Annotated in this window: 20 protein-coding genes; 10 read left to right on the forward strand and 10 right to left on the reverse strand. The window is 68.2% G+C overall.

Annotated features, from left to right (window positions below):
• Nucleotides 1-329: 329 nt before the first annotated feature.
• Nucleotides 330-1,769, reverse strand: a complete 1,440-nt coding sequence (creC, locus tag MMG85_RS11300) for a two-component system sensor histidine kinase CreC (protein ID WP_241046135.1) — start codon at nucleotides 1,767-1,769, stop codon at nucleotides 330-332.
• A 1-nt stretch (nucleotide 1,770) separates the two neighbouring features.
• Nucleotides 1,771-2,487, reverse strand: a complete 717-nt coding sequence (gene creB, locus MMG85_RS11305; RefSeq protein ID WP_241046136.1) for a two-component system response regulator CreB — start codon at nucleotides 2,485-2,487, stop codon at nucleotides 1,771-1,773.
• On the opposite strand from creB, the gene rlmJ reads away from it, so the two are divergent.
• From rlmJ to mfd, 5 genes are all read left to right on the forward strand, one after another.
• Nucleotides 2,486-3,343, forward strand: coding sequence for a 23S rRNA (adenine(2030)-N(6))-methyltransferase RlmJ (gene rlmJ / locus MMG85_RS11310; RefSeq protein ID WP_241046137.1), 858 nt, complete (start codon nucleotides 2,486-2,488; stop codon nucleotides 3,341-3,343). The genes creB and rlmJ overlap by 2 nt on opposite strands.
• 78 nt (nucleotides 3,344-3,421) lie before the next feature.
• On the forward strand, nucleotides 3,422-4,372 hold the full coding sequence (locus MMG85_RS11315) for a DUF808 domain-containing protein (RefSeq protein WP_241046138.1): 951 nt from the start codon (nucleotides 3,422-3,424) through the stop codon (nucleotides 4,370-4,372).
• Between the two features lie 55 nt (nucleotides 4,373-4,427).
• A complete protein-coding gene (locus tag MMG85_RS11320; RefSeq protein ID WP_055941897.1) occupies nucleotides 4,428-4,976 on the forward strand; it encodes a GNAT family N-acetyltransferase in 549 nt (182 codons plus the stop codon).
• A gap of 90 nt (nucleotides 4,977-5,066) precedes the next feature.
• Entirely contained in the window at nucleotides 5,067-5,339 is a 273-nt protein-coding gene (locus MMG85_RS11325) for a DUF4242 domain-containing protein (RefSeq protein WP_241046139.1), read from the forward strand.
• Nucleotides 5,340-5,445: 106 nt separating this feature from the next.
• Nucleotides 5,446-9,006: a transcription-repair coupling factor gene (gene mfd, locus MMG85_RS11330; RefSeq protein WP_241046140.1), complete on the forward strand. Its 3,561-nt coding sequence runs from the start codon at nucleotides 5,446-5,448 to the stop codon at nucleotides 9,004-9,006.
• Between the two features lie 275 nt (nucleotides 9,007-9,281).
• Here the strand turns inward: mfd and MMG85_RS11335 are convergent, their stop codons facing one another.
• Nucleotides 9,282-10,832 carry a phospholipase D family protein gene (locus MMG85_RS11335; RefSeq protein WP_241046141.1) on the reverse strand — a complete coding sequence of 517 codons (1,551 nt, stop codon included), beginning with the start codon at nucleotides 10,830-10,832 and terminating at the stop codon, nucleotides 9,282-9,284.
• A gap of 116 nt (nucleotides 10,833-10,948) precedes the next feature.
• Between MMG85_RS11335 and MMG85_RS11340 the strand changes: the two genes are divergently transcribed.
• From MMG85_RS11340 to MMG85_RS11360, 5 genes are all read left to right on the forward strand, one after another.
• Nucleotides 10,949-11,494 (forward strand): phosphoglycerate mutase family protein, encoded by a 546-nt coding sequence (locus tag MMG85_RS11340; protein WP_241046142.1) that lies wholly within the window; start codon nucleotides 10,949-10,951, stop codon nucleotides 11,492-11,494.
• A complete protein-coding gene (gene nfi, locus MMG85_RS11345; protein ID WP_241046143.1) occupies nucleotides 11,491-12,156 on the forward strand; it encodes a deoxyribonuclease V in 666 nt (221 codons plus the stop codon). The genes MMG85_RS11340 and nfi overlap by 4 nt, the downstream gene beginning before the upstream one ends.
• 88 nt (nucleotides 12,157-12,244) lie before the next feature.
• The gene (locus MMG85_RS11350) at nucleotides 12,245-13,108 is read left to right on the forward strand and encodes a pirin family protein (RefSeq protein WP_241046144.1); all 864 of its coding nucleotides are present in this window, start codon (nucleotides 12,245-12,247) and stop codon (nucleotides 13,106-13,108) included.
• 145 nt (nucleotides 13,109-13,253) lie between these two features.
• Nucleotides 13,254-13,976 carry an aquaporin Z gene (gene aqpZ / locus MMG85_RS11355; RefSeq protein WP_277399845.1) on the forward strand — a complete coding sequence of 241 codons (723 nt, stop codon included), beginning with the start codon at nucleotides 13,254-13,256 and terminating at the stop codon, nucleotides 13,974-13,976.
• A 241-nt stretch (nucleotides 13,977-14,217) separates the two neighbouring features.
• Nucleotides 14,218-14,679, forward strand: a complete 462-nt coding sequence (locus tag MMG85_RS11360; RefSeq protein ID WP_241046145.1) for a hypothetical protein — start codon at nucleotides 14,218-14,220, stop codon at nucleotides 14,677-14,679.
• A 34-nt stretch (nucleotides 14,680-14,713) separates the two neighbouring features.
• Here MMG85_RS11360 and MMG85_RS11365 read toward each other — a convergent pair whose 3' ends face one another.
• The 7 genes from MMG85_RS11365 to MMG85_RS11395 all read right to left on the reverse strand — a co-directional run bounded on the left by MMG85_RS11365 (nucleotide 14,714) and on the right by MMG85_RS11395 (nucleotide 22,812).
• The gene (locus tag MMG85_RS11365; protein WP_241046146.1) at nucleotides 14,714-15,574 is read right to left on the reverse strand and encodes a pirin family protein; all 861 of its coding nucleotides are present in this window, start codon (nucleotides 15,572-15,574) and stop codon (nucleotides 14,714-14,716) included.
• Between the two features lie 186 nt (nucleotides 15,575-15,760).
• Nucleotides 15,761-17,122: an NAD-dependent succinate-semialdehyde dehydrogenase gene (locus MMG85_RS11370; protein WP_241046147.1), complete on the reverse strand. Its 1,362-nt coding sequence runs from the start codon at nucleotides 17,120-17,122 to the stop codon at nucleotides 15,761-15,763.
• 265 nt (nucleotides 17,123-17,387) lie between these two features.
• Complete coding sequence (locus MMG85_RS11375) at nucleotides 17,388-18,230, reverse strand: ABC transporter permease subunit (protein WP_241046148.1); 843 nt, start codon at nucleotides 18,228-18,230, stop codon at nucleotides 17,388-17,390.
• Nucleotides 18,227-19,141, reverse strand: a complete 915-nt coding sequence (locus tag MMG85_RS11380) for an ABC transporter permease subunit (protein WP_241046149.1) — start codon at nucleotides 19,139-19,141, stop codon at nucleotides 18,227-18,229. Before MMG85_RS11380 ends, MMG85_RS11375 begins: the two co-directional genes overlap by 4 nt.
• Nucleotides 19,138-20,274 (reverse strand): polyamine ABC transporter ATP-binding protein, encoded by a 1,137-nt coding sequence (potA, locus tag MMG85_RS11385; RefSeq protein WP_241046150.1) that lies wholly within the window; start codon nucleotides 20,272-20,274, stop codon nucleotides 19,138-19,140. Before potA ends, MMG85_RS11380 begins: the two co-directional genes overlap by 4 nt.
• A gap of 101 nt (nucleotides 20,275-20,375) precedes the next feature.
• Nucleotides 20,376-21,497, reverse strand: coding sequence for a polyamine ABC transporter substrate-binding protein (locus MMG85_RS11390; RefSeq protein ID WP_241046151.1), 1,122 nt, complete (start codon nucleotides 21,495-21,497; stop codon nucleotides 20,376-20,378).
• A gap of 199 nt (nucleotides 21,498-21,696) precedes the next feature.
• A complete protein-coding gene (locus MMG85_RS11395) occupies nucleotides 21,697-22,812 on the reverse strand; it encodes a polyamine ABC transporter substrate-binding protein (RefSeq protein WP_241046152.1) in 1,116 nt (371 codons plus the stop codon).

Raw genomic sequence — 22,812 nt, forward strand, 5'->3', positions numbered from 1 at the left:
CCGGCGTGGCGAGCTTGCTCTCCCGCGGTCGTAGCACCCAAGGTGTGACGCTCGACCACGCCGGCTCTCGGCATCTAATCTGGCAGATCGCCAAGAGATAAGGGTGCCGAAGGCGGGTGAGGGGCGAGCGGAGGCAGCCAAGACTTGCACATGACAACGCGGACAGCAGGCGCAGTGCTATCGGCGAGAGATGCGATGCGTGAAAGGACAGCGCCCCTCATCCGCCCTCCGGGCACCTTCTCCCCGCAGGCGGGGAGAAGGAATGTTGACGTAGCGGGGCTTGAGGTGCTCTCCCCTCGCAGGCGGGGAGAAGGAAAGGCGCAGGCGGGTCAGACCACCGGCAGCGACAGCACCGCTTCCGCGCCGCCGTCCGGGCGGTTGGCCAGTGAGGCCTCGCCGCCGTGCAGGCGCATCACCTCGCGCACGAACGGCAGCCCCAGGCCGGAACTGCGCTGGCCACCCTCGGGACGCGGCAGGGAATAGAAACGCTCGAACACCCGTTCCTGCGCGTAGTCGGGAATGCCCGGGCCGCGATCGCGGACGATGAAACGTACCTGGTCTTCGGCCTGCTCGACCACCAGTTCCACCGTGCCCGCCGGTGGCGAGAACGCGACCGCGTTGTCGATCAGGTTGCCCAGCGCACGGCGCAGCAGGAAGACATCGCCCTCCACTGCCCAGGTGCCGGTTTGCGGCACGCGCACCACCTCCACCCCGTGCGGGGTGAGCTGGGCGTCGAGGCCGAGCACCACATCATCGGCGAGGGTGGCGGCGTCGATGCGCTCGCGCCGCTGCAGCCAGCCGTGCTGTTCCACTTCGGCCAGCGCCAGCAGCTTGTCGATGGTTTCGGTGAGCCGGTGCTCCTGGGTCCGGATGTTGCGCACGAAGCGCTGGCGGTCGGCTTCCGGCAGCGGCTCCTGCAGCAGTTCGGCCGCACCGCGGATCGCGGCCAGCGGGCTCTTCATCTCGTGGGTCAGCGATTGCACGTACTGCTCGACGTAGGCCTTGCCCTGCAGCTTGCGGCGCATCGTCTCCAGCGCGCGGCCCAGGTCGCCGATCTCGTCGGCGCGCGGTCGCGGCGGCGGTACCGGCTCGCCGGCACTGACCGCCTGCGCGTAGCGGTTGAGCCCGCCGATGCCGCGCATCAGCCACCACGTCATCACCACGCCGATCAGCGCCGAGATGCCGATCAGCCAGGCGCCCTGCAACAGGATGCTGCGCTGGCTGGCGACGATGAAGGGCTCGATGCTGCGGTTGGGCTGCGACAGGGTCAGCACGCCGATGAGGGTGCGGCCGTCGCCGGGATCGTAAATGGGCGCGGCCACGTGCATCACCGTATTGGTGGTGTCGCCGGGCGATTCGGCGCTGGAGCGTGCGCCGTACTCGCCGCGCAGCGTGCGGTAGACATCGTTCCAGCGCGAGTTGTCGCGGCCGACATCGCGGCCCTGCGAGTCGAACACCACCTGGCCGCGCGCATCGGTGACGGTGACGCGGTAGTCCACGCTGCGCTTCTGGAAGCGCCAGACCCAGGCTTTCGGATCGCGCTGCTGCGCCTGCGCGACATTGCCGGCGAACGCGCCATCGGCGATGCGCCCGGCCTTCAGGTCGTCGGCGGCCATCTCGGCCAGCATGTTGGCGGCGTCGACCAGCGTGGATTCCATCGCCTGCCGCACGCCGGGCTTCACTTCGTTGACGAACACCCGCATCACGAAGAACGCGGCGATGCCGACGATCAGGAAGAAGCCGAGGACGAGCTTCAGCCCCAGCCGCATCTCAGGCCTCGATGGCGTAACCCAGTCCGCGGTGCGTGCGGATCGGGTCGTGGTCGGCGCCGGCCGCGCGCAGCTTGGCGCGCAGCGTCTTCACGTGGGTGTCGACGGTACGGTCGGCGCTGTCGGCATCGCTGTCCCAGCCACGGTCCATCAGCTGCGCACGGCTGAGGATCGCGCCGGGCCGCTGCAACAAGGCATCCAGCAGCGCGTATTCGTAGCGGGTCAGGTCCAGCAGCTGCTCGCGGTAGCGGATGCGGTGGCCTTCGCGGTCGATGGCGAACGCGCCGCGCGCCACCCATTCACCGGCCTCGGCCCGGACCTGCGCACCGGTGCCCGCGCGGCGCAGGCGGGCGCGCACGCGCGCCACCAGTTCGCGCGGGGAGAACGGCTTGGTGACGTAGTCGTCGGCGCCCAGTTCCAGCCCCAGCACGCGGTCGATCTCGTCGTTGCGCGCGGTCAGGAAGATCACCGGCACGTCGCTGAAACCGCGCAGTTCGCGGCACACATCGAAGCCGCTGGCATCGGGCAGGCCCACGTCCAGTACCACCACGTCGACGCCGCCGGCACGCACGCGCGGCGCCACGTCGCGCGCCAGCAGGCAATGGTCGGCGTCGATGCCTTCGCTGCGCAGCGCATACAGCACGGCATCGGCGATGGCGGTTTCGTCTTCGGCAATCAGTACGCGGGGCATGGCGCAAGCATATATGCTGCGCGGCATGAATTATCGCCACGCCTTCCATGCCGGCAACCACGCCGACGTCCTCAAGCACATCGCGCTGCTGGCCATGGTCGATGCGCTGAAGCGCAAGGACACGCCGTTCTTCGTGCTGGACACCCATGCCGGACGCGGCCGCTACATGCTGGGCGGTGCGGAAAGCCGCAAGACCTCGGAAGCCGACAGCGGCGTGTTCAAGCTGATGGGCGCCGCGCGCCTGCCCGACCCGGCCGAGCGCTACCTGCGGGCGGTGGTCGCCAACAACCCAGTGGGCGCGCTGATCACCTACCCCGGCTCGCCGTTGCTGGTGGCGCAGGCGCTGCGTCCGCAGGACCGGCTGGCCGCCTGCGAACTGCAACCGGACGAAGCCAAGGCGCTGCGCGAGGTGTTCGCCGACGACGAGCGCGTGGCGGTGCACGCCCGCGACGGCTACGCGGCGATGAAGGCGCTGTTGCCGCCCCGCATGGGCGAGCAGCGCATCGCGCGTGGGCTGGTGCTGATCGATCCGCCGTACGAAGTGCAGGACGCGGAGTATCCGCAGATCATCGCCTCGCTGCGCGACGCCTTGGAACGCTGGCCTGCCGCCACGTACGCGGTCTGGTACCCGATCAAGCAGCGACGCAGCCTGCTGCCGTTCTTCCGCAAGGCGGCGGCGCTGCCCTCGAAGGGCGCTCTGATCGCCGAGCTGCAGGTGCGGCCGGATGACTCCCCGCTACGCCTCAACGGCAGCGGCATGCTGGTGGTCAATCCGCCCTGGCAGCTCGACCAGGCGCTCGCCCCGGTGCTGCCGATCCTGGCGTCCACCCTGGGCGAGACCGGCGCCAGCCATCGACTGGAGTGGCTGCGCCAGCCCGCCTGACCCCGGCCTGCCGATCACGCAGCGCCGTCAGGAGGCTGTGCGAGAATCGCCCCTCCTTCACCACGACGACCCCTCTCCATGGCCGGATCCAGCCTGTTCGCCCTGATCGACGACATCGCCACCCTGCTGGACGACGTGTCGGTGATGACCAAGGTGGCGGCGAAGAAGACGGCCGGCGTGCTGGGTGACGACCTGGCGCTCAACGCGCAGCAGGTGACCGGGGTGAAGGCCGACCGTGAGCTGCCGGTGGTGTGGGCGGTGGCGAAGGGGTCGGTGGTCAACAAGGCCATCCTGGTGCCGGCGGCGCTGGCGATCAGCGCGCTGGAGACCTGGCTGCACGGGCGCGGCTACAACATCCCGCTGGTGACCCCGCTGATGATGCTGGGCGGCGCCTTCCTGTGCTTCGAGGGCGTGGAGAAGCTGGCGCACAAGTTCCTGCACAAGGGCGAGGAAGGCGATCGCCATGCCGAGCGCGTGGCCGCGATCCAGGACCAGAACGTCGACATGGTCGCGTTCGAGAAGGACAAGATCCGCGGCGCCATTCGCACCGACTTCATCCTGTCGGCGGAGATCATCGTCATCTCGCTGGGCACGCTGGCCGGCCGCACCTTCGTGGAGCAGGTGCTCACCCTGCTGGCGATCTCGGCCATCATGACCGTCGGCGTGTACGGTCTGGTCGGCGGCATCGTCAAGCTGGACGACGCCGGCCTGGCGCTGGCCGCCGATAAGCGCGAAAGCGGCTGGGCACGGTTCAAGCGCGCCTTCGGTCGCGGCATCCTGTACAGCGCGCCGTACCTGATGAAGTTCCTGTCCATCGCCGGTACCGCCGCGATGTTCCTGGTCGGTGGCGGCATCCTCGTCCACAGCATCCCGGCCCTGCACCATTTCATCCAGCCCTACGCCGAAGGCGACCTCGGCTGGCTGTGGGAAAGCCTGTTCAACGCCGCCGTCGGCGTGGTGACCGGCGCGGTGATCGTGGCCGTCGTCACCGCGGTCTCGCGCCTGCGCGGCAAACGCCACCCAGCCTGAACCAGCGGCGCTCCGGCCCTCGCCGCCCCGGCGGATTTCATGCGAGCATCACGCCATGACTGCGCCAAAACGCCTTCCGCCCTGGCATGAACATTTCCGCCTGCCCAGCGGGCGCGAGCTGCTGATCCGCCCGATCCGGCCCGAAGACGCCGGCCCCATCCAGGGCGCGTTCGGCCTGCTGGGACCGGAAGAGATCCGCCACCGCTTCATGTACGCGCTGAAGGAACTGACGCCGGAGATGGCGCAGCGCCTGACCCACCCCGACCCCAATACCGAATTCGCCCTGGTCGCCGCCGAAGCGCTGCCGCCGGGCGAGGCCCTGGTGGGGGCGGTGGCGCGTGCGGCGCTGGTGTCGCGCACGCGCGATGCCGAGTTCGCGATCCTGGTCAGCCATTTCATCGCCGGCCAGGGCCTGGGGCGCCACCTGATGCGCAAGTTGGCCAAGTGGGCGCGCTCGAAGAAGCTCGACCGCCTGTACGGCGACGTGCTGGACACCAACCAGCCGATGCTGGCGCTGGCCGGATCGCTGGGCTTCAAGCGCGTGCGCGAGAACGACGGCTCCGGCCTGGTCCGCGTGGTGCTGGACCTGAACGAAGGTCCCTGAGGCCGCCGACCGGCGGTCGGCCCGGCCGCCCGGCTTCCCGCGTGTTGTCCGGTGAGAGCCTCGCTTCCGGCTCGCCCGCGTGAGGTCGCCATGCCCCGTTACCTGATCGAACGCGACATCGAGGGCGCCGGCCTGATGACCCCGGCCGAACTGAAGGCCGTCGCGCAGACCTCGTGCCGTGTGCTGGAAGACCTGGGCCCGCGGGTGCAGTGGGAGCACAGCTATGTCACCGACGACCGGGTCTACTGCGTCTATCGCGCACCCAACGAAGACCTCGTGCTCGAGCACGCGCGCCGCGGCGGCTTTCCCGTCGACCGCATCTCCGTGGTCGCCCAGGTCATCGATCCGCTGACGGCGGAATGATCCGTTGCCGACGATGACGGGCCCACCCGGGCCTGCTTGCTAAACTGCGCACCCCTTCGCGCTGGGCACCCCACGGTGTCCGGCGCTGCCGTTGTTGTGTGCACCGATGACCGACGCCCAGAAAACCTCCCTGCCCGTTCCCCCGCTGCCGCGTGGCGGCCAGTCCCGCGCCTGGTGGCGCGCGCCCGCCTCGCCGACCGCACTGGCCTGGTCGATCGCCATGGCCGCCGAGGCCCACGACGGCCCGCTGCTGGTGGTCGCCCGCGACAACCACGAGGCGCACCAGCTCGAAGCCGACCTGCACACCCTGCTCGGCAACCGCGCCGCGCTGCCGGTCGTGCCGTTCCCCGACTGGGAAACCCTGCCCTACGACCAGTTCAGTCCGCACCCGGACATCGTCTCGCAGCGCCTGGCCGCCCTGCACCGCCTGCCCACGCTGGCGCGCGGCATCGTGATCGTGCCGGTGCAGACGCTGATGCAGCGGCTGTCGCCGCTGCGCCACATCGCCGGCGGCAGCTTCGACTACCGGGTCGGCCAGCGGCTGGACTTCGACGCCGAGAAGCGCCGGCTGGAAGCGGCCAGCTACCGGCATGTGCCGCAGGTGCTCGACCCGGGCGACTTCGCCGTGCGCGGCGGCCTGCTGGATGTCTATCCGATGGGCGCCGAAGCGCCGCTGCGCATCGAACTGCTGGACGACACCATCGACTCGATCCGCCACTTCGATCCGGAAAGCCAGCGCTCGCTGGACCGCACCGAGGCCGTGCAGTTGCTCCCGGGCCGCGAAGTGCCGCTGGACGAACGCTCGGTGGAGCGCGCGATGACGCTGCTGCGCGACCGCTTCGACGTAGATACGCGCCGCAGCGCGCTGTACCAGGACCTGAAGTCCGGCCTGGCGCCGGCCGGCGTGGAGTACTACCTGCCGTTGTTCTTCGACCAGACCTCCACGCTGTTCGACTACCTGCATAAGGACGCACTGCCGCTGCTGACCGATGGCTTCGGCGAAGCGGCCGAAGCGTTCTGGGCACAGACGCGCAACCGCTACGAACAGCGCCGCCACGACGTGGAGCGGCCGCTGCTGGCGCCGGACGAGCTGTACCTGTCGCCGGACGCGCTGCGCGAACAGCTCAACCAGCGCGCGCGCATCGAGGTCTGCGGTCCGCAGCACAGCCGACACACCGATGCCCTGCCACTCGGCGACCAGCCGTTGCCGCCGCTGCCGGTCGCGGCGAAGGATGCGCCGGCAGGCGAGGCGCTGAAGTCGTTCCTCGGCCACTACCCGGGTCGCGTGCTGATCGCCGCCGACTCGCCCGGCCGTCGCGAGGCGCTGCTGGAAGTGCTGCAGGCGGCGGAGCTGAAGCCGGACGTGGTGAGCAGTTTTGCCGACTTCCTTTCAGGTCGTCATCCCCGCGCAGGCGGGGACCCAGCGACGTTGGGCCGTACCGACGAAAGCGCAAAGGCGCTGGGTTCCCGCCTGCGCGGGAATGACGCCGTCAGATTCGCCATCGCCGTGGCGCCATTGGCCGATGGCTTCGCGCTGGACGATCCGCGCATCGCGGTGCTCACCGAGCGCCAGCTGTTCCCCGAGCGCGCGACGCAGGCGCACCGGCGCAAGCGCACCGGCCGCGAACCGGAAGCCATCATCCGCGACCTCGGCGAACTGACCGAGGGCGCGCCGATCGTCCATGAAGACCATGGCGTAGGCCGCTACCGCGGCCTGATCGCGATGGACGTGGGCGGCATGCCCGGCGAGTTCCTCGAAATCGAATACGCCAAGGGCGACCGCCTGTACGTGCCGGTCGCGCAGCTGCACTTGATCAGCCGCTATTCCGGCGCGTCGGTGGAAACCGCGCCGCTGCATTCGCTTGGTGGCGAAGCCTGGGCGAAGGCGAAGAAGAAGGCCGCCGAGAAGGTCCGCGACGTGGCCGCGGAACTGCTGGAAATCCAGGCGCGCCGTCAGGCCCGCGCCGGCCTGGCGCTGCACCTGGACCGCGCGATGTACGAACCGTTCGCGGCCGGGTTCCCGTTCGAGGAGACGCCCGACCAGCACCACGCGATCGAGTCGGTGATCCGCGACCTGGCCAGCAGCCAGCCGATGGACCGCGTGGTCTGCGGCGATGTCGGCTTCGGCAAGACCGAGGTGGCCGTGCGCGCCGCGTTCGCCGCCGCCAGCGCAGGCAAGCAGGTGGCCGTGCTGGTGCCGACCACGCTGCTGGCCGAGCAGCACTACCGCAATTTCCGCGACCGCTTCGCCGACTGGCCGTTGAAGGTGGAAGTGCTGTCGCGCTTCAAGACCACCAAGGAGATCAAGGCCGAACTCGACCGCCTGGCGGAGGGCAAGCTCGACGTGATCGTCGGTACGCATCGGCTGCTGCAGCCGGACGTGAAGTTCAAGGACCTGGGCCTAGTGATCGTGGATGAGGAACAGCGCTTCGGTGTGCGCCAGAAGGAAGCGCTGAAGGCGCTGCGCGCCAACGTGCACCTGCTGACGCTGACCGCCACGCCCATCCCGCGCACGCTCAACATGGCCATGGCCGGCCTGCGCGACCTGTCCATCATCGCCACGCCGCCAGCCAACCGCATGGCGGTGCAGACCTTCGTCACGCCGTGGGATGCGGCCATGCTGAAGGAAGCCTTCCAGCGCGAACTGTCGCGTGGCGGCCAGGTGTACTTCCTGCACAACGACGTGGAGAGCATCGGCCGCATGCAGCGCGAGCTGCAGGAACTGGTGCCGGAAGCGCGCATCGGCGTGGCGCACGGCCAGATGCCCGAGCGCGAGCTGGAACAGGTGATGCTGGATTTCCAGAAGCAGCGTTTCAACGTACTGCTGTGCACGACGATCATCGAATCCGGCATCGACATCCCCAACGCCAACACCATCATCATGAACCGCGCCGACAAGTTCGGCTTGGCGCAGCTGCACCAGCTGCGTGGCCGCGTGGGCCGTTCGCATCATCGTTCGTATGCGTACCTTGTGGTGCCGGACAAGCGCAGTATCACCGCCGATGCGCAACGCCGGCTGGAGGCGATCGCCTCGATGGACGAACTGGGCGCCGGCTTCACCCTGGCCACGCACGACCTGGAGATCCGTGGCGCCGGCGAACTGCTGGGCGAAGACCAGAGCGGGCAGATGGCCGAGGTCGGCTTCAGCCTGTACACCGAGTTGCTGGAGCGGGCGGTGCGCTCGATCAAGGCCGGCCACCTGCCCGACGTCGACCTGGGCCAGGAACGTCGCGGTGCCGAGGTCGAGTTGAACGTACCGTCGCTGATCCCCGACGACTATCTGCCCGACGTGCACACCCGCCTGACGCTGTACAAGCGCATCAGCAGCGCGCGCGACAAGGAGGAACTGCGCGACCTGCAGGTGGAGATGATCGACCGCTTCGGCCTGCTGCCGGACCCGGCCAAGTACCTGTTCGCCACCGCGGAACTGAAGCTGGCCGCGAACGAGATGGGCATCCGCAAGCTGGAGCTGGGCGAGCATGGCGGCCGCATCGTGTTCGAGGCCAAGCCGAAGATCGACCCGATGGCGGTGATCCAGCTGATCCAGAAGCAGCCCAAGCTCTACACCATGGACGGCCCCGACAAGCTGCGCATCAAGGTGCCGCTGCCGGACGCGCCGGACCGCTTCAATGCCGCGAAAGGCCTGCTGACCACACTCGCCACATGACCGCGTAGCGTGCGCTGTGCGCACGATGCGCATGCGTCCCGACACCGCGACCCCTGTAGCGTGCGCCATGCGCACGACGCGCGGGTTGGCATCATGCAGTCGTGCGCGAAGCGCACGCTACGGCACGATGTCCGGTTCGGCATCATGGGAATGAGAGCAGCCGACCCGTAGCGTGCGCTGTGCGCACGACACGCGATCTGGCATCGAGCAGTCGTGCGCACGGCGCACGCTACGCTGCGGGGTTACGCGGCATGCGGTCGTGCGCGTGGCGCACGCTACAGTTGCGATTCGATCGGCAGCCAGCCGACCACGCGCGCGGTCCAGCGGCGCCAGACGCTGGCTTCGGGTTCGCGATCCCAGACCCGCGGCGGGTCGGTCGAGGCGTCTTCCCAGCGCAACGCGCCCTGCTGCAGGGTCACGCGGTAGCTGGTGTCCGGCGCGATCTTCGCCTCGTAGCTGCGCAGCAGCGCGGCGGCCGCACCGCGGTCGCGGAACAGCACGCCCATCTCGGTATTGAGGTTGACCGAACGCGGATCGAGGTTGAACGAGCCGATGAAGCCGCCCTCGCCATCCACCGCGAACGCCTTGGTGTGCAGGCTGGCGCCGCTGGAACCGAACAGGCTGCTGTCCTGCTGGCCGTGCGGCATCAGCTCGAACAGGGTCACCCCGCCTTCCAGCAACGGCACGCGATACGGTGCATAGCCGCCGTGCACGGCCATCACGTCATTGGCCGCCAGCGAGTTGGTCAGCACGCTCACGTCGACCCCTTGCGCGCGCTTGCCCACCAGCCAACGCGCGCCTTCGTCGCCGGGCACGAAGTAAGGCGAGATCACGCGCAGCTCGCGCTTCGCCTCGCCCATCGCCTTGCCCAGCCTGTGCACCAGCCAAGTGCCCTGTCCCTCGCCCTGCCCCTTCGAGGCCGGATCGGAATAGACCCCCACCTCGTCCAGCCAGTGCAGCGTGTTGCCGCCCACCAGCGCGCGCAGGCCGGGCGAACTGCGCAGGCGTGCGACATAGTCGGCCGCCTGCGTCGACCGGTAGCCGGCATCGCCGTTCTCGCGCAGGCGCTCCAGCGCGCCGTCTTCGGCCTTGGTCAGCGCCGACAGCGGGATCACCGAGGCGCTGTTCCAGAAATCGTCGAAGATCGCCGCCGTCTGGTCGACTGCCGGGCCGAGCAGCACCGCGTCCAGGTCGAGGAAGTTGGTCTGCGCGGCGGCGTCGAAATACTCGTCGCCCACGTTGCGCCCGCCGACCACCGCCACGCGGCCGTCGCCGATCCAGGCCTTGTTGTGCATGCGCCGGTTCATGGCCATGGGTCGCAGCAGCATCTCGCTGGCGCGGCCCAGCACACCGGCGCGGCTGCGCGAGGGATTGAACAGCCGCACCTCGATGTTGGGATGCGCATCCAGCGCCGCCAGGTGCGAGTCCTTGCCGTGCGCGGTCATGTCGTCGAGCAGCAGGCGCACACGCACCCCGCGGTCGGCCGCGCGCAGCGCTTCGTAGCCCAGCAGGTTGCCGGTGAAGTCGTGGTTCCAGATGTAGTACTGCAGGTCCAGGCTGCGACCGGCGGCGCGCGCGGTGGCCGCGCGCACGGTGAACGCATCCAGGTTGTCCGACAGCAGCGCCATGCCACTCTGCCCACGGTGTTCGCGCAGCAGCGGTGCGACAGCACGGTCGAGCGCGGTGGCATCGGCGGCGATCGGCAGCGACTGCGAAGGGGCGCCGCGTGCGCCTTCGGCGAACCGCCCGTAGCTGTACAGCGCCGTGCCCGACGCCACCACCACGAGCGCCAGCGCGATACCCAGCCGACGCAGCCATTTGCGCATGATCTCCCCCTCTTCACGGACCCGTCCCTATCGTAGCCGCAGCGCCGTGAGGACGCCGCTTGCACCGACCCGCCGGCCGTTGCACGCTCGCCACCCGCCCTTCGTCCCGGATCGTCATGCGCCTGCCCTCCCGGTTCCGTGTTCCTGTCCTGGCTGTGCTTGCACTGCTGGTCGCCGCATGCGGCACGACACCATCGCGAGATGCGTCGACGCCGCTGACGTTCGTCGTTGTCCGCCACGCCGAAAAGGCGACCGACGATCCCGAGAATCCCAGCCTCTCCGCCGCCGGTCAGGCACGCGCCGCGATGCTGGCCGAACGCCTGCGCGACGCGCCGCTGGTGGCGGCCTATGCCACCGAGTTCCGCCGCACGCAGCAGACCGCCCAGCCGGTCGCCGACGCGCACCGGCTGCAGCTCACGGCGTACTACGCGCGCGGCCCGGCCGGCGAAATCGCCGCACAGTGGAAACAGGCCCATCGCAGCGGCACCGTGCTGGTCGTCGGGCACAGCAACACCGTGCCGGCCCTGGTGGCGGCCCTGTGCGGCTGCGCGACCGATGCGATGGACGAAACCGAATACGACCGCTTCTCCATCGTGCGTTTCGACGCCGACGGCCGCGCGACGCTTGAGGTGCAACGCTACGGCGCACCTGCCGGCCCATGACGGCGATCTTCGGCGACTGGGACGGCAGCATCGCGGACGCACGCCGGCTGCAGGAAAGATTGGCCGCCGAAGTCGTGCTGCGCGATGAGGTAACGGAAACACCGCGCTGGCTGGCGGGCTTCGATGTCGGTTTCGAGGACGAAGGCGCCACGACCCGTGCCGCCGCCGTACTGCTGGCTGCGGATACGCTGCAGCCGGTCGCCACCGAAGTCGTCCGCATTCCCACCTCCATGCCTTACGTGCCCGGTTTGCTGAGCTTCCGCGAACTGCCCGCTCTGGTCGCCGCGCTCGAACGCCTGCCGCAGGTGCCCGATCTCGTCTTCGTCGACGGCCAGGGCATCGCCCATCCGCGCCGGCTCGGCATCGCTGCGCACTTCGGCGTGGTCACCGGCCTGCCCAGCATCGGCGTGGCGAAGAACGTGCTGTGCGGACAACACGAAACGCCGGGCCCGCTGGCGGGCGAACGCACGCCACTGATCCATCGCGGCGACCAGATCGGCTGGGTGCTGCGCAGCAAGCTGCGCTGCAATCCGCTGATCGTGTCGCCCGGGCATCGCGTCTCGATGCAGGGCGCACTGGACGCGGTACTGCGCACGCTGCGCGGCTATCGCCTGCCCGAGCCCACCCGACTGGCCGACCGGATCGCGTCCCGGCGCGGCTGAGCCCGCACGCAACAATCCGTTTCCCTGCCGTAGCGGGCGGGGACGATGTCCCGTGCGATGCTTCGTCCCTCTCCCCGAGGATCCGCCCATGACGACCATCATCGCGCCCCGCGTGCACGACCTTGGCGACGGCTTCAACGTGCGCCGCGCCGTTCCCAGCCTGCAGGCCCGCAGCGTGGGGCCGTTCGTGTTCGTCGACCACATGGGGCCGGCGGTGTTCGAGCCGGGGCGCGGCATCGATGTGCGCCCGCACCCGCACATCGGGCTGGCCACGGTGACCTTCCTCTGGTCGGGCGCGATCCACCACCGCGACACGCTGGGGTCGGAACAGGTCATCACCCCCGGCGACGTCAACTGGATGACCGCCGGCCGCGGCATCGCCCACTCCGAGCGCACGCCCGGCGACGTGCGTGCCGGTCGCCACGACGTGCACGGCATGCAGACCTGGGTGGCGCTGCCGCGCTCGGTGGAAGAGGTCGCGCCTGAGTTCCACCACCACACCGCGGCGACGCTGCCGCTGATCGAACGTGCCGGTGCACGCCTGCGCGTCATCGCCGGGCGCGCGTATGGCGAGGAGTCGCCGGTGAAGGTGTTCAGCGGCACCTTCAACGTCGCCGTCGACCTGCAGCCGGAGGCCGAGCTGGAGATCGACAACGACCATGTCGAGCGCGCGCTCTACGTGCTGGAGGGCGAGGCGCAGGTCGACGGTGCCGACATTCCGGACAAGCACCTGGTGGTGTTCGACCGCGGCAGCCGTCCGGTACTGCGCGCGAAGACGCCGCTGAAGGCCATGCTGCTGGGCGGCGAGCCGCTGGATGCCCCACGCCACCTGTGGTGGAACTTCGTGTCCAGCTCCAGGGAGCGGATCGAACAGGCCAAGCAGGACTGGCAGGAAGGCCGCTTCGGCCACGTGCCCGGCGAGACCGAGTTCATCCCGCTGCCGGAGCGTTGAACCGGTCGTCGGCCGGCAAATGTGACACTTGCTTCATTGGTGCCCGGATGCCGCTGGCGTAACGCAAAGCAAACACTTGCCGCGCTCGGCTTCCGCTATCGTGCGCGCACCGTCATGTGACGGGGTGCACGCAATGGGGGCCGGCATGGCTATGGCAAAGAAGCTCGCGGCAGAGTTCCTGGGGACCTTCTGGCTGGTGTTGGGCGGGTGCGGCAGCGCCGTGCTGGCGGCCAACTTCGGTGGCGACGGCAATCCGCTCGGCATCGGCCTGCTGGGGGTGTCGTTGGCCTTCGGCCTGACCGTGCTCACTGGCGCGTATGCCTTCGGCCACATCTCGGGCGGGCATTTCAATCCGGCGGTCAGCCTCGGCCTGTGGGCCGGCGGGCGGTTCCCGGCCCGGGAACTGCTGCCCTACGTGGTGGCGCAGGTGGTGGGCGGCCTCGCCGCCGGCTTCATCCTGTGGCAGATCGCCAGCGGCCATCCCGGCTTCGCGGTCGATCCCAACGCGGCGGGCGCGTTCGCCAGCAACGGCTACGGCGCGATGTCGCCCGGCGGGTTCACCGTGGCGGCGGCATTCCTGACCGAAGTCGTGCTTACGGCGTTCTTCCTGATCGTCATCATGGGGTCCACGCACGGGCGCGCGCCGGCGGGCTTCGCGCCGATCGCCATCGGCCTGGCGCTGACCCTGATCCACCTGATCAGCATTCCCGTCACCAATACCTCGGTCAACCCGGCGCGCTCCACCGCCGTGGCGATGTTCGCCGGCCCCGCCGCCGTGGGGCAGCTGTGGCTGTTCTGGCTGGCGCCGATCCTGGGTGGACTGATCGGCGGCATGCTGTACGGCTGGCTCGGTCGCGATCGCGATTGAGTCGCCTGCCCGCGCCCGTACCTACGGGCGCGGGCACGACCCACGCGGTGACGGGGGTCGCCGTTCGCGGACCCGGCGCGTTGTTTTGCGGCGCAGCATGGGCTAAGGTCGGGTCGACTGCCGGGGAAGCGGCAGCCGACACCGTGGAATGCGAGGGGATGACGCCAGGGCGCATGGCCCGCCGCGGTGGCCGATGAGGTGGCGCTGCCTGCCACCCGGACGTTTCATCCAGGGGGACTACATGAAGATCTTGATTGCCGTTGGCCTGAGCCTTTTCTCCGCCGTCGCGTGGGCGCAGACCGCGCCGGCGTGCCCGACCCTGCCCGCCGATGCCGGCCTGACCTGGGAACAGCGCGTCGATGCCACCTTCATCGCCTGCCAGGCCGTCAACGCCGAGGGCCGGCAGGTGCTCAACGTGATGTTGACCGCACGCGATCCCAGGATCAGCCTGGAGCGGCGCCTGCGCGAGGAAGAAAGCACCTTCTCCGGCGAGGAGATGTACTGGTACCGCCCGGACCTGGGTGGACGCGAAACCGCCGCCGAGATGGCCTCGCGCCGCATCACCGTGGTCGAGTACGACGACGACCGTTACGCGCAGGTCTGGATCAATGCCGCGTCGCCGGAAGAACTGGGCTCGCTGATCTCGCTGGCGCGCCAGCTCGACGTGGGCAGCGCGGGCGCCCAGCTCTCCGCCGGCAACTGAGGTCGCGGCGGGACGGCGTCCCGCCACACCTGCATCAGAACCGGCCTTCCTGGAAATCCACGAAGGCCTGCATCAGCTCCTGTCGCGTGTTCATGACGAACGGACCGTGCCGCATCACCGGCTCGCGCAGCGGACGCCCCGCCACCAGGATCAGGCGCGCAGGCTGGCTGCCCGCTCGCAGCTGCAGCGTGTCGCCGCCGCCCAGCACGCCCATCTCGTGCGTGTCCAGCGGACGCGCGTCATCGCCCTCGCCTACCGTCACCGCACCCTCGAACACGTACGCGAACGCGTTGTGGCCGGCGGGCAGCGCGTAGTCCCATGCCTGTCCCGGCTGCAGTGCGATGTCGAGATACACCGGATTGGTGGCCGGCTGCGAGATCGGGCCTTGCGTGTCGCCGACGGCGCCCGCGATCACCTTCACTTCGACACCCGTGGCCGGATGCGCGACCGGAATCCGGTCCGGCGCGAACTCCTGGTACTTCGGCGCCGTCATCTTGTCGCGTGCCGGCAGGTTCACCCACAGCTGGAAACCGCGCATGCGGCCGGATTCCTGCTCGGGCATCTCCGAATGCACCAGGCCGCGACCGGCGGTCATCCACTGCACCGCACCCGGCGTGAGCAGGCCTTCGTTGCCATGGTTGTCGCGGTGGCGCATGCGCCCGTCGAGCATGTAGGTCACGGTCTCGAAGCCGCGGTGCGGATGCTCCGGAAAACCGGCGAGATAGTCCTCGGCCTTGTCGGTGCCGAATTCGTCCAGCAGCAGGAACGGGTCCAGGTCCGGCAGGTCGGGGCCGCCGATCACGCGCGTCAGCTTGACGCCGGCGCCATCGGACGTGGGTCGGCCGCGGATCGTGCGGATCACGCGGGCGGGCGTGGTATCGGTCAGGGTGTTCATGGTGCCTCCGGTTCGACTGCCGACAAGATGGCACCGGCATGACCGCTTAGGAACGGCGGCCACCGTAACCATCCGTTCCACCGGAGCAGGCAATCCCTCGTAGGAGCGCCCCATGGGCGCGATGCTTTTGCTCCGGGAATGATCGAAAGCAGGAGCATCGCGCCCATGGGGCGCTCCTACAAACAATCAGGCCACGTAGACCGACTTGATGTTCATGAACTCGTGGATGCCATGTTCGGCCAGTTCGCGTCCGAAGCCGGAGCGCTTGGTGCCGCCGAACGGCAGGCGCACGTCGCTGCGCACGATCGCGTTGACGAAGGCGGCGCCGACGTCCAGTTGCCGGGCGATGCGGTCGCCGCGCGCCACGTCCCTGGTCCACACGCTGCCGCCCAGGCCGAACGTGGTGTCGTTGGCCACGCGCACGGCCTCGGCATCGTCCTTCACCCGCAGGATGCTGGCGACCGGTCCGAACAGTTCCTCGTCGTAGGCCGGCATGCCCGGTGCCACCGCATCGAGGATCGACGCCGGATAGCCCGCATGCGACGCATCGGGCTCGCCACCAAGCAGTACCTTCGCGCCCTTGGCCACGCTGGCCTGCACCTGCTTGTGCAGTTCGTCGCGCAGGTCCTGGCGCGCCATCGGCGCCAGCGTGGTGGCTTCGTCCTGCGGGTCGCCGAGCCGCAGCTTCGCCGCCGCTTCGACGAAGCGCTTCACGAACGCATCGGCGATGCCGTCCTGCACGATGAAGCGCTTGGCGGCAATGCAGGTCTGGCCCGCGTTGCCGAAGCGCGAAGCGATCGCGCCGGCCACGGTCTTCTCCAGGTCGGCATCGTCCAGCACGATGAAGGCGTCGCTGCCGCCGAGTTCCATCACGCTCTTCTTCAACTGGCTGCCGGCATTGGATGCGACGGATCGGCCGGCGCGCTCGCTGCCGGTCAGCGTCACCGCGGCCACGCGCGGGTCGCGGATGACCTCGGCCGCCTGGTCGTTGTCGATGTGCAGCACGCCCAGCACGCCGTCCGGCACGCCCGCCGCTGTCAGCACCTCACCGATCACGTCGGCGCAGCGCGGCACGTTGCTGGCGTGCTTGAGCACCGCCACGTTGCCCGCCATCAGCGCTGGTGCGAGGAAGCGGAACACTTGCCAGATCGGGAAGTTCCATGGCATCACCGCCAGCACGCAGCCGATCGGCTCGTAGCGCACGTAGCTGCGCTGTCCGTCGGTGGCGACCGGCCGGTCCTGCAGGTAGTCGGCCGCATGGTCGGCGTAGTAATCGCAGGCGCCGGCGCACTTGTCGACTTCGGCCAGCGCCTCCTTGCGCAGCTTGCCCATCTCGACGGTCATGATGCGCTGGATGTCGTCGCGGCGACGGCGCAGTTCGGCGCCGACTGCGCGCAGCAACTTGCCTCGCTGGTCCAGCGACAACGCGGACCATGCGGTGAAGGCACGCGATGAGGCGGCGAGAACCGCTTCGATCTGTGCGGACGTCATCAGCTCATGGCGGTATTCGACCTGCCCGGTCGCGGGATTGATGGTTTCGATGGTCATGGCGCTCGTTCGATGTGGTGCTGCATGGGTGAACAGGGCTGGATTCTGCGAGCGGCGACGTTACGGCGCCGTGGCGGGACATCCCGACCGTTGCCGGAAGCCCGTGGCCGTCATCCCAGCGCACGCTGGGATCCATGGTGACGTTCGCGATCACTTCTCGAAGGGAGCAAAGGCAAGATCAAGCTGGATCCCAGCTTGCGCTGGGATGACGGGACAAGAGTTGCGGGCGCGCCAGCGCGCGACCTGCCAACTACAGCCCCGATCGCTACCCGTTGTCCTGCAACGCCAGTTGCATGTCGCGCTGGCGGCGCTTTTCTTCGCGGTACATCAACCACCAGCCGAGGAAGGCGGCCACGCTCACCACCAGGATCATCAGGGTAGCGAGCGCGTTGATCTTCGGGCTCAGGCCCATGCGGACCGACGAGAACACCTTCATCGGCAGCGTGGTCGAGTTGGGACCGGCGACGAAGCTGGCGATCACCACGTCGTCCAGCGACAGCGTGAACGCCAGCAGCCAGCCCGAGACCAGCGCGGGCGCGATGATCGGCAGGGTGATGAGGAAGAACACCTTGATCCGGTTCGCGCCCAGGTCCATCGCCGCTTCTTCCAGCGACTTGTCCAGTTCGGACAGCCGCGAGGACACCACCACGGTGACGAAGGCCAGGGTGAAGGTCACGTGCGCGATCCAGATCGACAGGATGCCGCGCGGCTGCAGCCCGACCACCTGCCCCAGCGAGACGAACATCAGCAGGATCGACAGGCCGATGATCACCTCGGGCATCACCAGCGGCGCGGTGATCAGCGCGCCGAACAGGGTCTTGCCCGGGAAACGGCGCATGCGCGTCATCACCAGCGCCGCCATCGTGCCCAGCACCACCGCCGCGGTCGCGGTCCAGAACGCAACCTTGATGCTGATCCACGCGGCCTGCAGCATCTGCTTGTCGCGGAACAGTTCGCCGTACCACTTGAACGAGAAGCCGGACCACACCGTGGCCAGGCGCGACTCGTTGAACGAGTACACCATCAGGATGAGGACGGGGATGTAGAGGAAGGCGAACCCAAGCCCCAGCACCGTCCAGTTGACGGCGCGTTGTCGCGCGCGGCTCATGTCAGCCTCCCTTCCATCTCGCGCTGCTGCACCCGGTTGAAGATCAGGATCGGGATCAGCAGCAGGATCAGCATGACGATGGCCACGGCGGAGGCGGCCGGCCAGTCGCGGTTGTTGAAGAACTCGCCCCACAGCACGCGCCCGATCATCAGCGTGTCCGGCCCGCCCAGCAGTTCGGGGATGACGAACTCGCCCACCGCCGGGATCATCACCAGCATGCAGCCGGCGATGATGCCGGCTTTGGACAGCGGCAGGGTGATGGTGAAGAACGCCTTCCACGGCTTGGCGCCCAGGTCGTAGGCGGCTTCCAGCAGACGGTGGTCGTGCTTCACCAGGTTGGTGTACAGCGGCAGCACCATGAACGGCAGGTAGCAGTAGACGATGCCGATGTAGGCCGCCAGCGGCGTGTACAGGATCTGCAGCGGCTCATCGATGATGCCGATCTTCATCAGCAGATTGTTGAGCAGGCCGTTGTTCTTGAGGATGCCGATCCAGGCATAGACGCGGATCAGGAACGAGGTCCACGATGGCAGCACCACCAGCATCATCGCGATGTTGCGCGACGAGGGCGGCAGGCGTGCGATCACGTAGGCGATGGGGTACGCCACCAGCAGCGCGAGCAGGGTCGAGATGGCCGCGATCTTGATCGAACTGAGGTAGGCCGCCACGTACTGCGAATCGGTGAACAGCGCCGCGTAGTTGCCCAGGTTGAGCTTGAGCGTCAGCGCCTCGTCGATGTACTCGAGGATGGGCGTGTACGGCGGCATCGCGATCGCCAGCTTGGCGAACGAGATCTTCAGCACGATCAGGAACGGGATGGCGAAGAACAGCAGCAGCCACACATAGGGCACCGAAATCACCCCCCAGCGCGGCCCCGGCAGGCGCTTGCCCAGCGAGCGGAGGAGGTTCATGAGGTCAGCACCACGCCGTCGTTGTCGTCCCACCACACCCAGACTTCGTCGTTCCAGGTGAGTCCCTCGCTGGCCCAGCGCTGCACGTTGGCGAAGTTGGCCATGAACTTGTAACCGCTCGGCAGGCGCACGTGGTAGACCGAGTGGCTGCCGAAGTAGGCGATGTCCTCGATCACGCCCTTCGCCTTGTTGTGCGGCTGCGGCGGTTCGTCCTTGCCGATGCCCAGCTTCTCGGGCCGTACCGCGAAGCCGACCTCCTGGCCCTCGAAGCCCGAGATGCCGTGGCCGATGTAGATGGGATCCGGCAGCTGCGGCGAACGGATGGTGACGTAGTTGGCCTCGTCTTCCTCCACCGCGCCCTCGATCAGGTTCACCGAGCCGATGAACTCGGCGGCGAAGCGGCTGGTGGGCTGTTCGTAGATTTCATCGGGCGTGCCGACCTGGCGGATCCAGCCCTGGTCCATCAGCGCGATGCGGGTGGCCATGGTCATGGCTTCTTCCTGGTCATGGGTGACCATCACGCAGGTCACGCCGGACTTCTCGATGATGCTGACCAGTTCCAGCTGCATCTGCGAGCGCAGCTTCTTGTCCAGCGCGCCCATCGGTTCGTCCAGCAGCAGCAGCTTGGGCCGCTTGGCCAGCGAGCGCGCCAAGGCCACGCGCTGTTGCTGGCCGCCGGACAGCTGGTGCGGCTTGCGCTGGGCCAGCTTGCCCAGTTGCACCAGCGCCAGCATCTCCTCGACGCGCTTCTTGATGGCGTCCTTGGACAGGCCATCCTGCTTCAGGCCGAAGGCGATGTTCTGCTCCACCGTCATGTGCGGGAACAGCGCGTACGACTGGAACATCATGTTGAGCGGACGCTCGTACGGCGGCAGGTCGTTGAGCAGCTGCCCGTCCAGGTAGATCTTGCCGGACGAGGGCGTCTCGAAACCCGCCAGGCAGCGCAGCAGGGTGGACTTGCCGCTGCCCGAGCCGCCGAGCAGGGCGAAGATCTCGCCCTTGCGGATGGTCAGGTTGGTGTCGTCCACCGCCACGAAGCCATCGAACTCCTTGCGCACGTCGACGATGCGCAGGTACTCCTGCGCATCCGCCTTGCCGTTCGGTGCCGCGCCGTTGCCCTGTTCTGCCGCCATGGAGTTCCCCTGGTCGCCGGCCCGCATGGACGCCGGCGCGGATGTGGATGTCTGCGATCACCGATGGCCGGAACGGACGTCGTCCGTTCCGGCCGCGGCGCTTACTTGCCGGTCTTCAGCTCGGTCCAGATGCGCGTGTACTGGCGATCGACCTCGGGCGTGATGATGGCGAAGGTGAACAGCTTGGCTTCCACCTCCGGCGTCGGATAGATGGTCGGATCGCCGGTGATCGAGGCGTCCATCAGCTCCTTGGCCTTCGGGATGGCGTTCGGATAGCTGATGAAGTTGGAGTTGTTGGCCATCACCTGCGGGTCGAGCAGGTGGTTGATGAAGGCGTAGGCCTCGTCCAGGTGCTTGGCGTCCTTCGGGATGGCCAGCATGTCGAACCACTGCGGCGCGCCTTCCTTCGGAATGGCATAGGCGATGTTGACGCCGTTCTTGGCGTCGACCGCGCGGTCGCGCGCCTGGATGATGTCGCCGGACCAGCCGACCACCAGGCAGGTGTCGCCGTTGGCCATCGCATCGATGTACTGCGAGGAATGGAAGTTGGTGATGTAGGGGCGGATCGTCTTCAGCAGCGCGGCGCCTTTGTCGATCACGGCCGGGTCCTGGCTGTTGGGATCCTCGCCCAGGTAGTTCAGCGCGATCGGGATGATCTCCGACGGCGTATCCAGGAACGTCACGCCGCAGTCCTTCAGCTTGCTGATGTTCTCCGGCTTGAACACGATGTCCAGGCTGCTGGCGATGTCGGTGTTGCCGAACGCGGCCTTGACCTTGTCGACGTTGTAGCCGATGCCGGTGGTGCCCCACATGTAGGGAATGGCGTGCTGGTTGCCCGGGTCCTGGTTTTCCAGCCGCTTCATGATGGCCGGGTCGAGGTTGGCGTAGTTGGGGATCTTGCTCTTGTCCAGCGGCAGGAACACGCCGGCCTGGATCTGGCGGCCGAGGAAGTTCATCGTCGGCACGACCACGTCGTAGCCGCTGCTGCCGGCCAGCAGCTTGGTTTCCAGCACCTCGTTGCTGTCGAACACGTCGTAGGTCACCTTGATGCCGGTGGCCTTCTCGAAGTTCGGGATGGTGTCCTCGGCGATGTAATCCGACCAGTTGTAGACGTTGACCTGTTTCGCGCCGCCAGCGGCATCGCCGCCGTCACCGCCGGATTTTCCGCCGCAGGCGGCAAGGGTACACACGGCCAGGGTGGTTGCCAGTACGCGCAGTTTCATCAATCTCTCTCCATTCGGCCCGCGAGGGCGGCTTGATGTGGTCCCTTGCCGGCCGGGGGCCGTCGCGGGCGTGCTGTCATTGCAATGGCCGGATCCGTGCCGTCGTGCTCCCCTACCCCTCCCCCGTGGCATCGCCCGCTCCCCGGGGCGACGCCAGGATGACGAAGGGCGCGTCCGTCGCGGCACGCGCCCCGGTGTTTCAGCGCCCTGTCTTCAGTTCCGTCCAGATGCGCGTGTACTGGCGATCCACGTCCGGCGGCAGCACCGCGAAGGTGAACAGCTTCGCGTCTACGTCGGCCGGCGGGTAGATCGTCGGATCGTCCGCGATGCTCTTGTCGACCAGCGGCTTCGACGCCGGCACCGGATTCGGATAGGTCACGTAGTTGGTATTCGCCGCGGCGACCTTCGGGTCCAGCAGGTAGTTGATGAAGGCGTAGGCATTGTCGACGTTCTTCGCATCCTTGGGGATGGCCAGCATGTCGAACCACTGCGGCGCGCCTTCCTTCGGGATGGAGTACGCCACGTTGACGCCGTTGCCGGACTCGGCGGCGCGGTCGCGCGCCTGGATGATGTCGCCCGACCAGCCCACCACCAGGCAGACATCGCCGTTGGCCAGGTCGTTGATGTACGAGGACGAATGGAAGTTGCGGATGTACGGACGGATCGACTTCAGCAGCGCCGCGGCCTTGTCGATCACCGCCGGATCGAAGCTGTGCGGATCCTCGCCCAGGTAGTTCAGCGCGATCGGGATCAGTTCCGACGGCGTGTCCAGCACGGTGATGCCGCAGTCCTTCAGCTTGGCGGCGTTTTCCGGCTTGAACACCACGTCCCAGCTGCCGGTGACGGCGGTGTCGCCGAAGATGGCCTTGATCTTGTCGACGTTGTAGCCGATGCCGCTGGTGCCCCACAGGTAGGGCACGGCGAACTGGTTGCCCGGATCCTGCAGCGCGATGCGCTCGAGCATCTTCGGGTCCAGGTTCTTCAGGTTGGGCAGCTTGCTCTTGTCCAGCGGCAGGAACACGCCCGCCTGGATCTGCCGGCCCAGGAAGCTCAGCGACGGCACCACCACGTCGTACCCGCTGCTGCCGGCCAGCAGCTTGGTCTCGACCATCTCGTCGCTGTCGAACACGTCGTAGGTGACCCTGACGCCCGACTGCTGCTCGAAGTTCGGGATGGTGTCCTCGGCGATGTAGTCGGACCAGTTGTAGACGTTCAATGTCTTGGACGGCGCGCCATCGGCGGCCGCTCCTTCCTTGCCGCCACAGGCGGCCAGCACGCTGACGGCCAGCACCACGGTGATGGTCTTGAGCTTCAT

The organism is Pseudoxanthomonas sp. LH2527, from assembly GCF_022539275.1.
Classification (GTDB): Bacteria; Pseudomonadota; Gammaproteobacteria; order Xanthomonadales; family Xanthomonadaceae; genus Pseudoxanthomonas_A.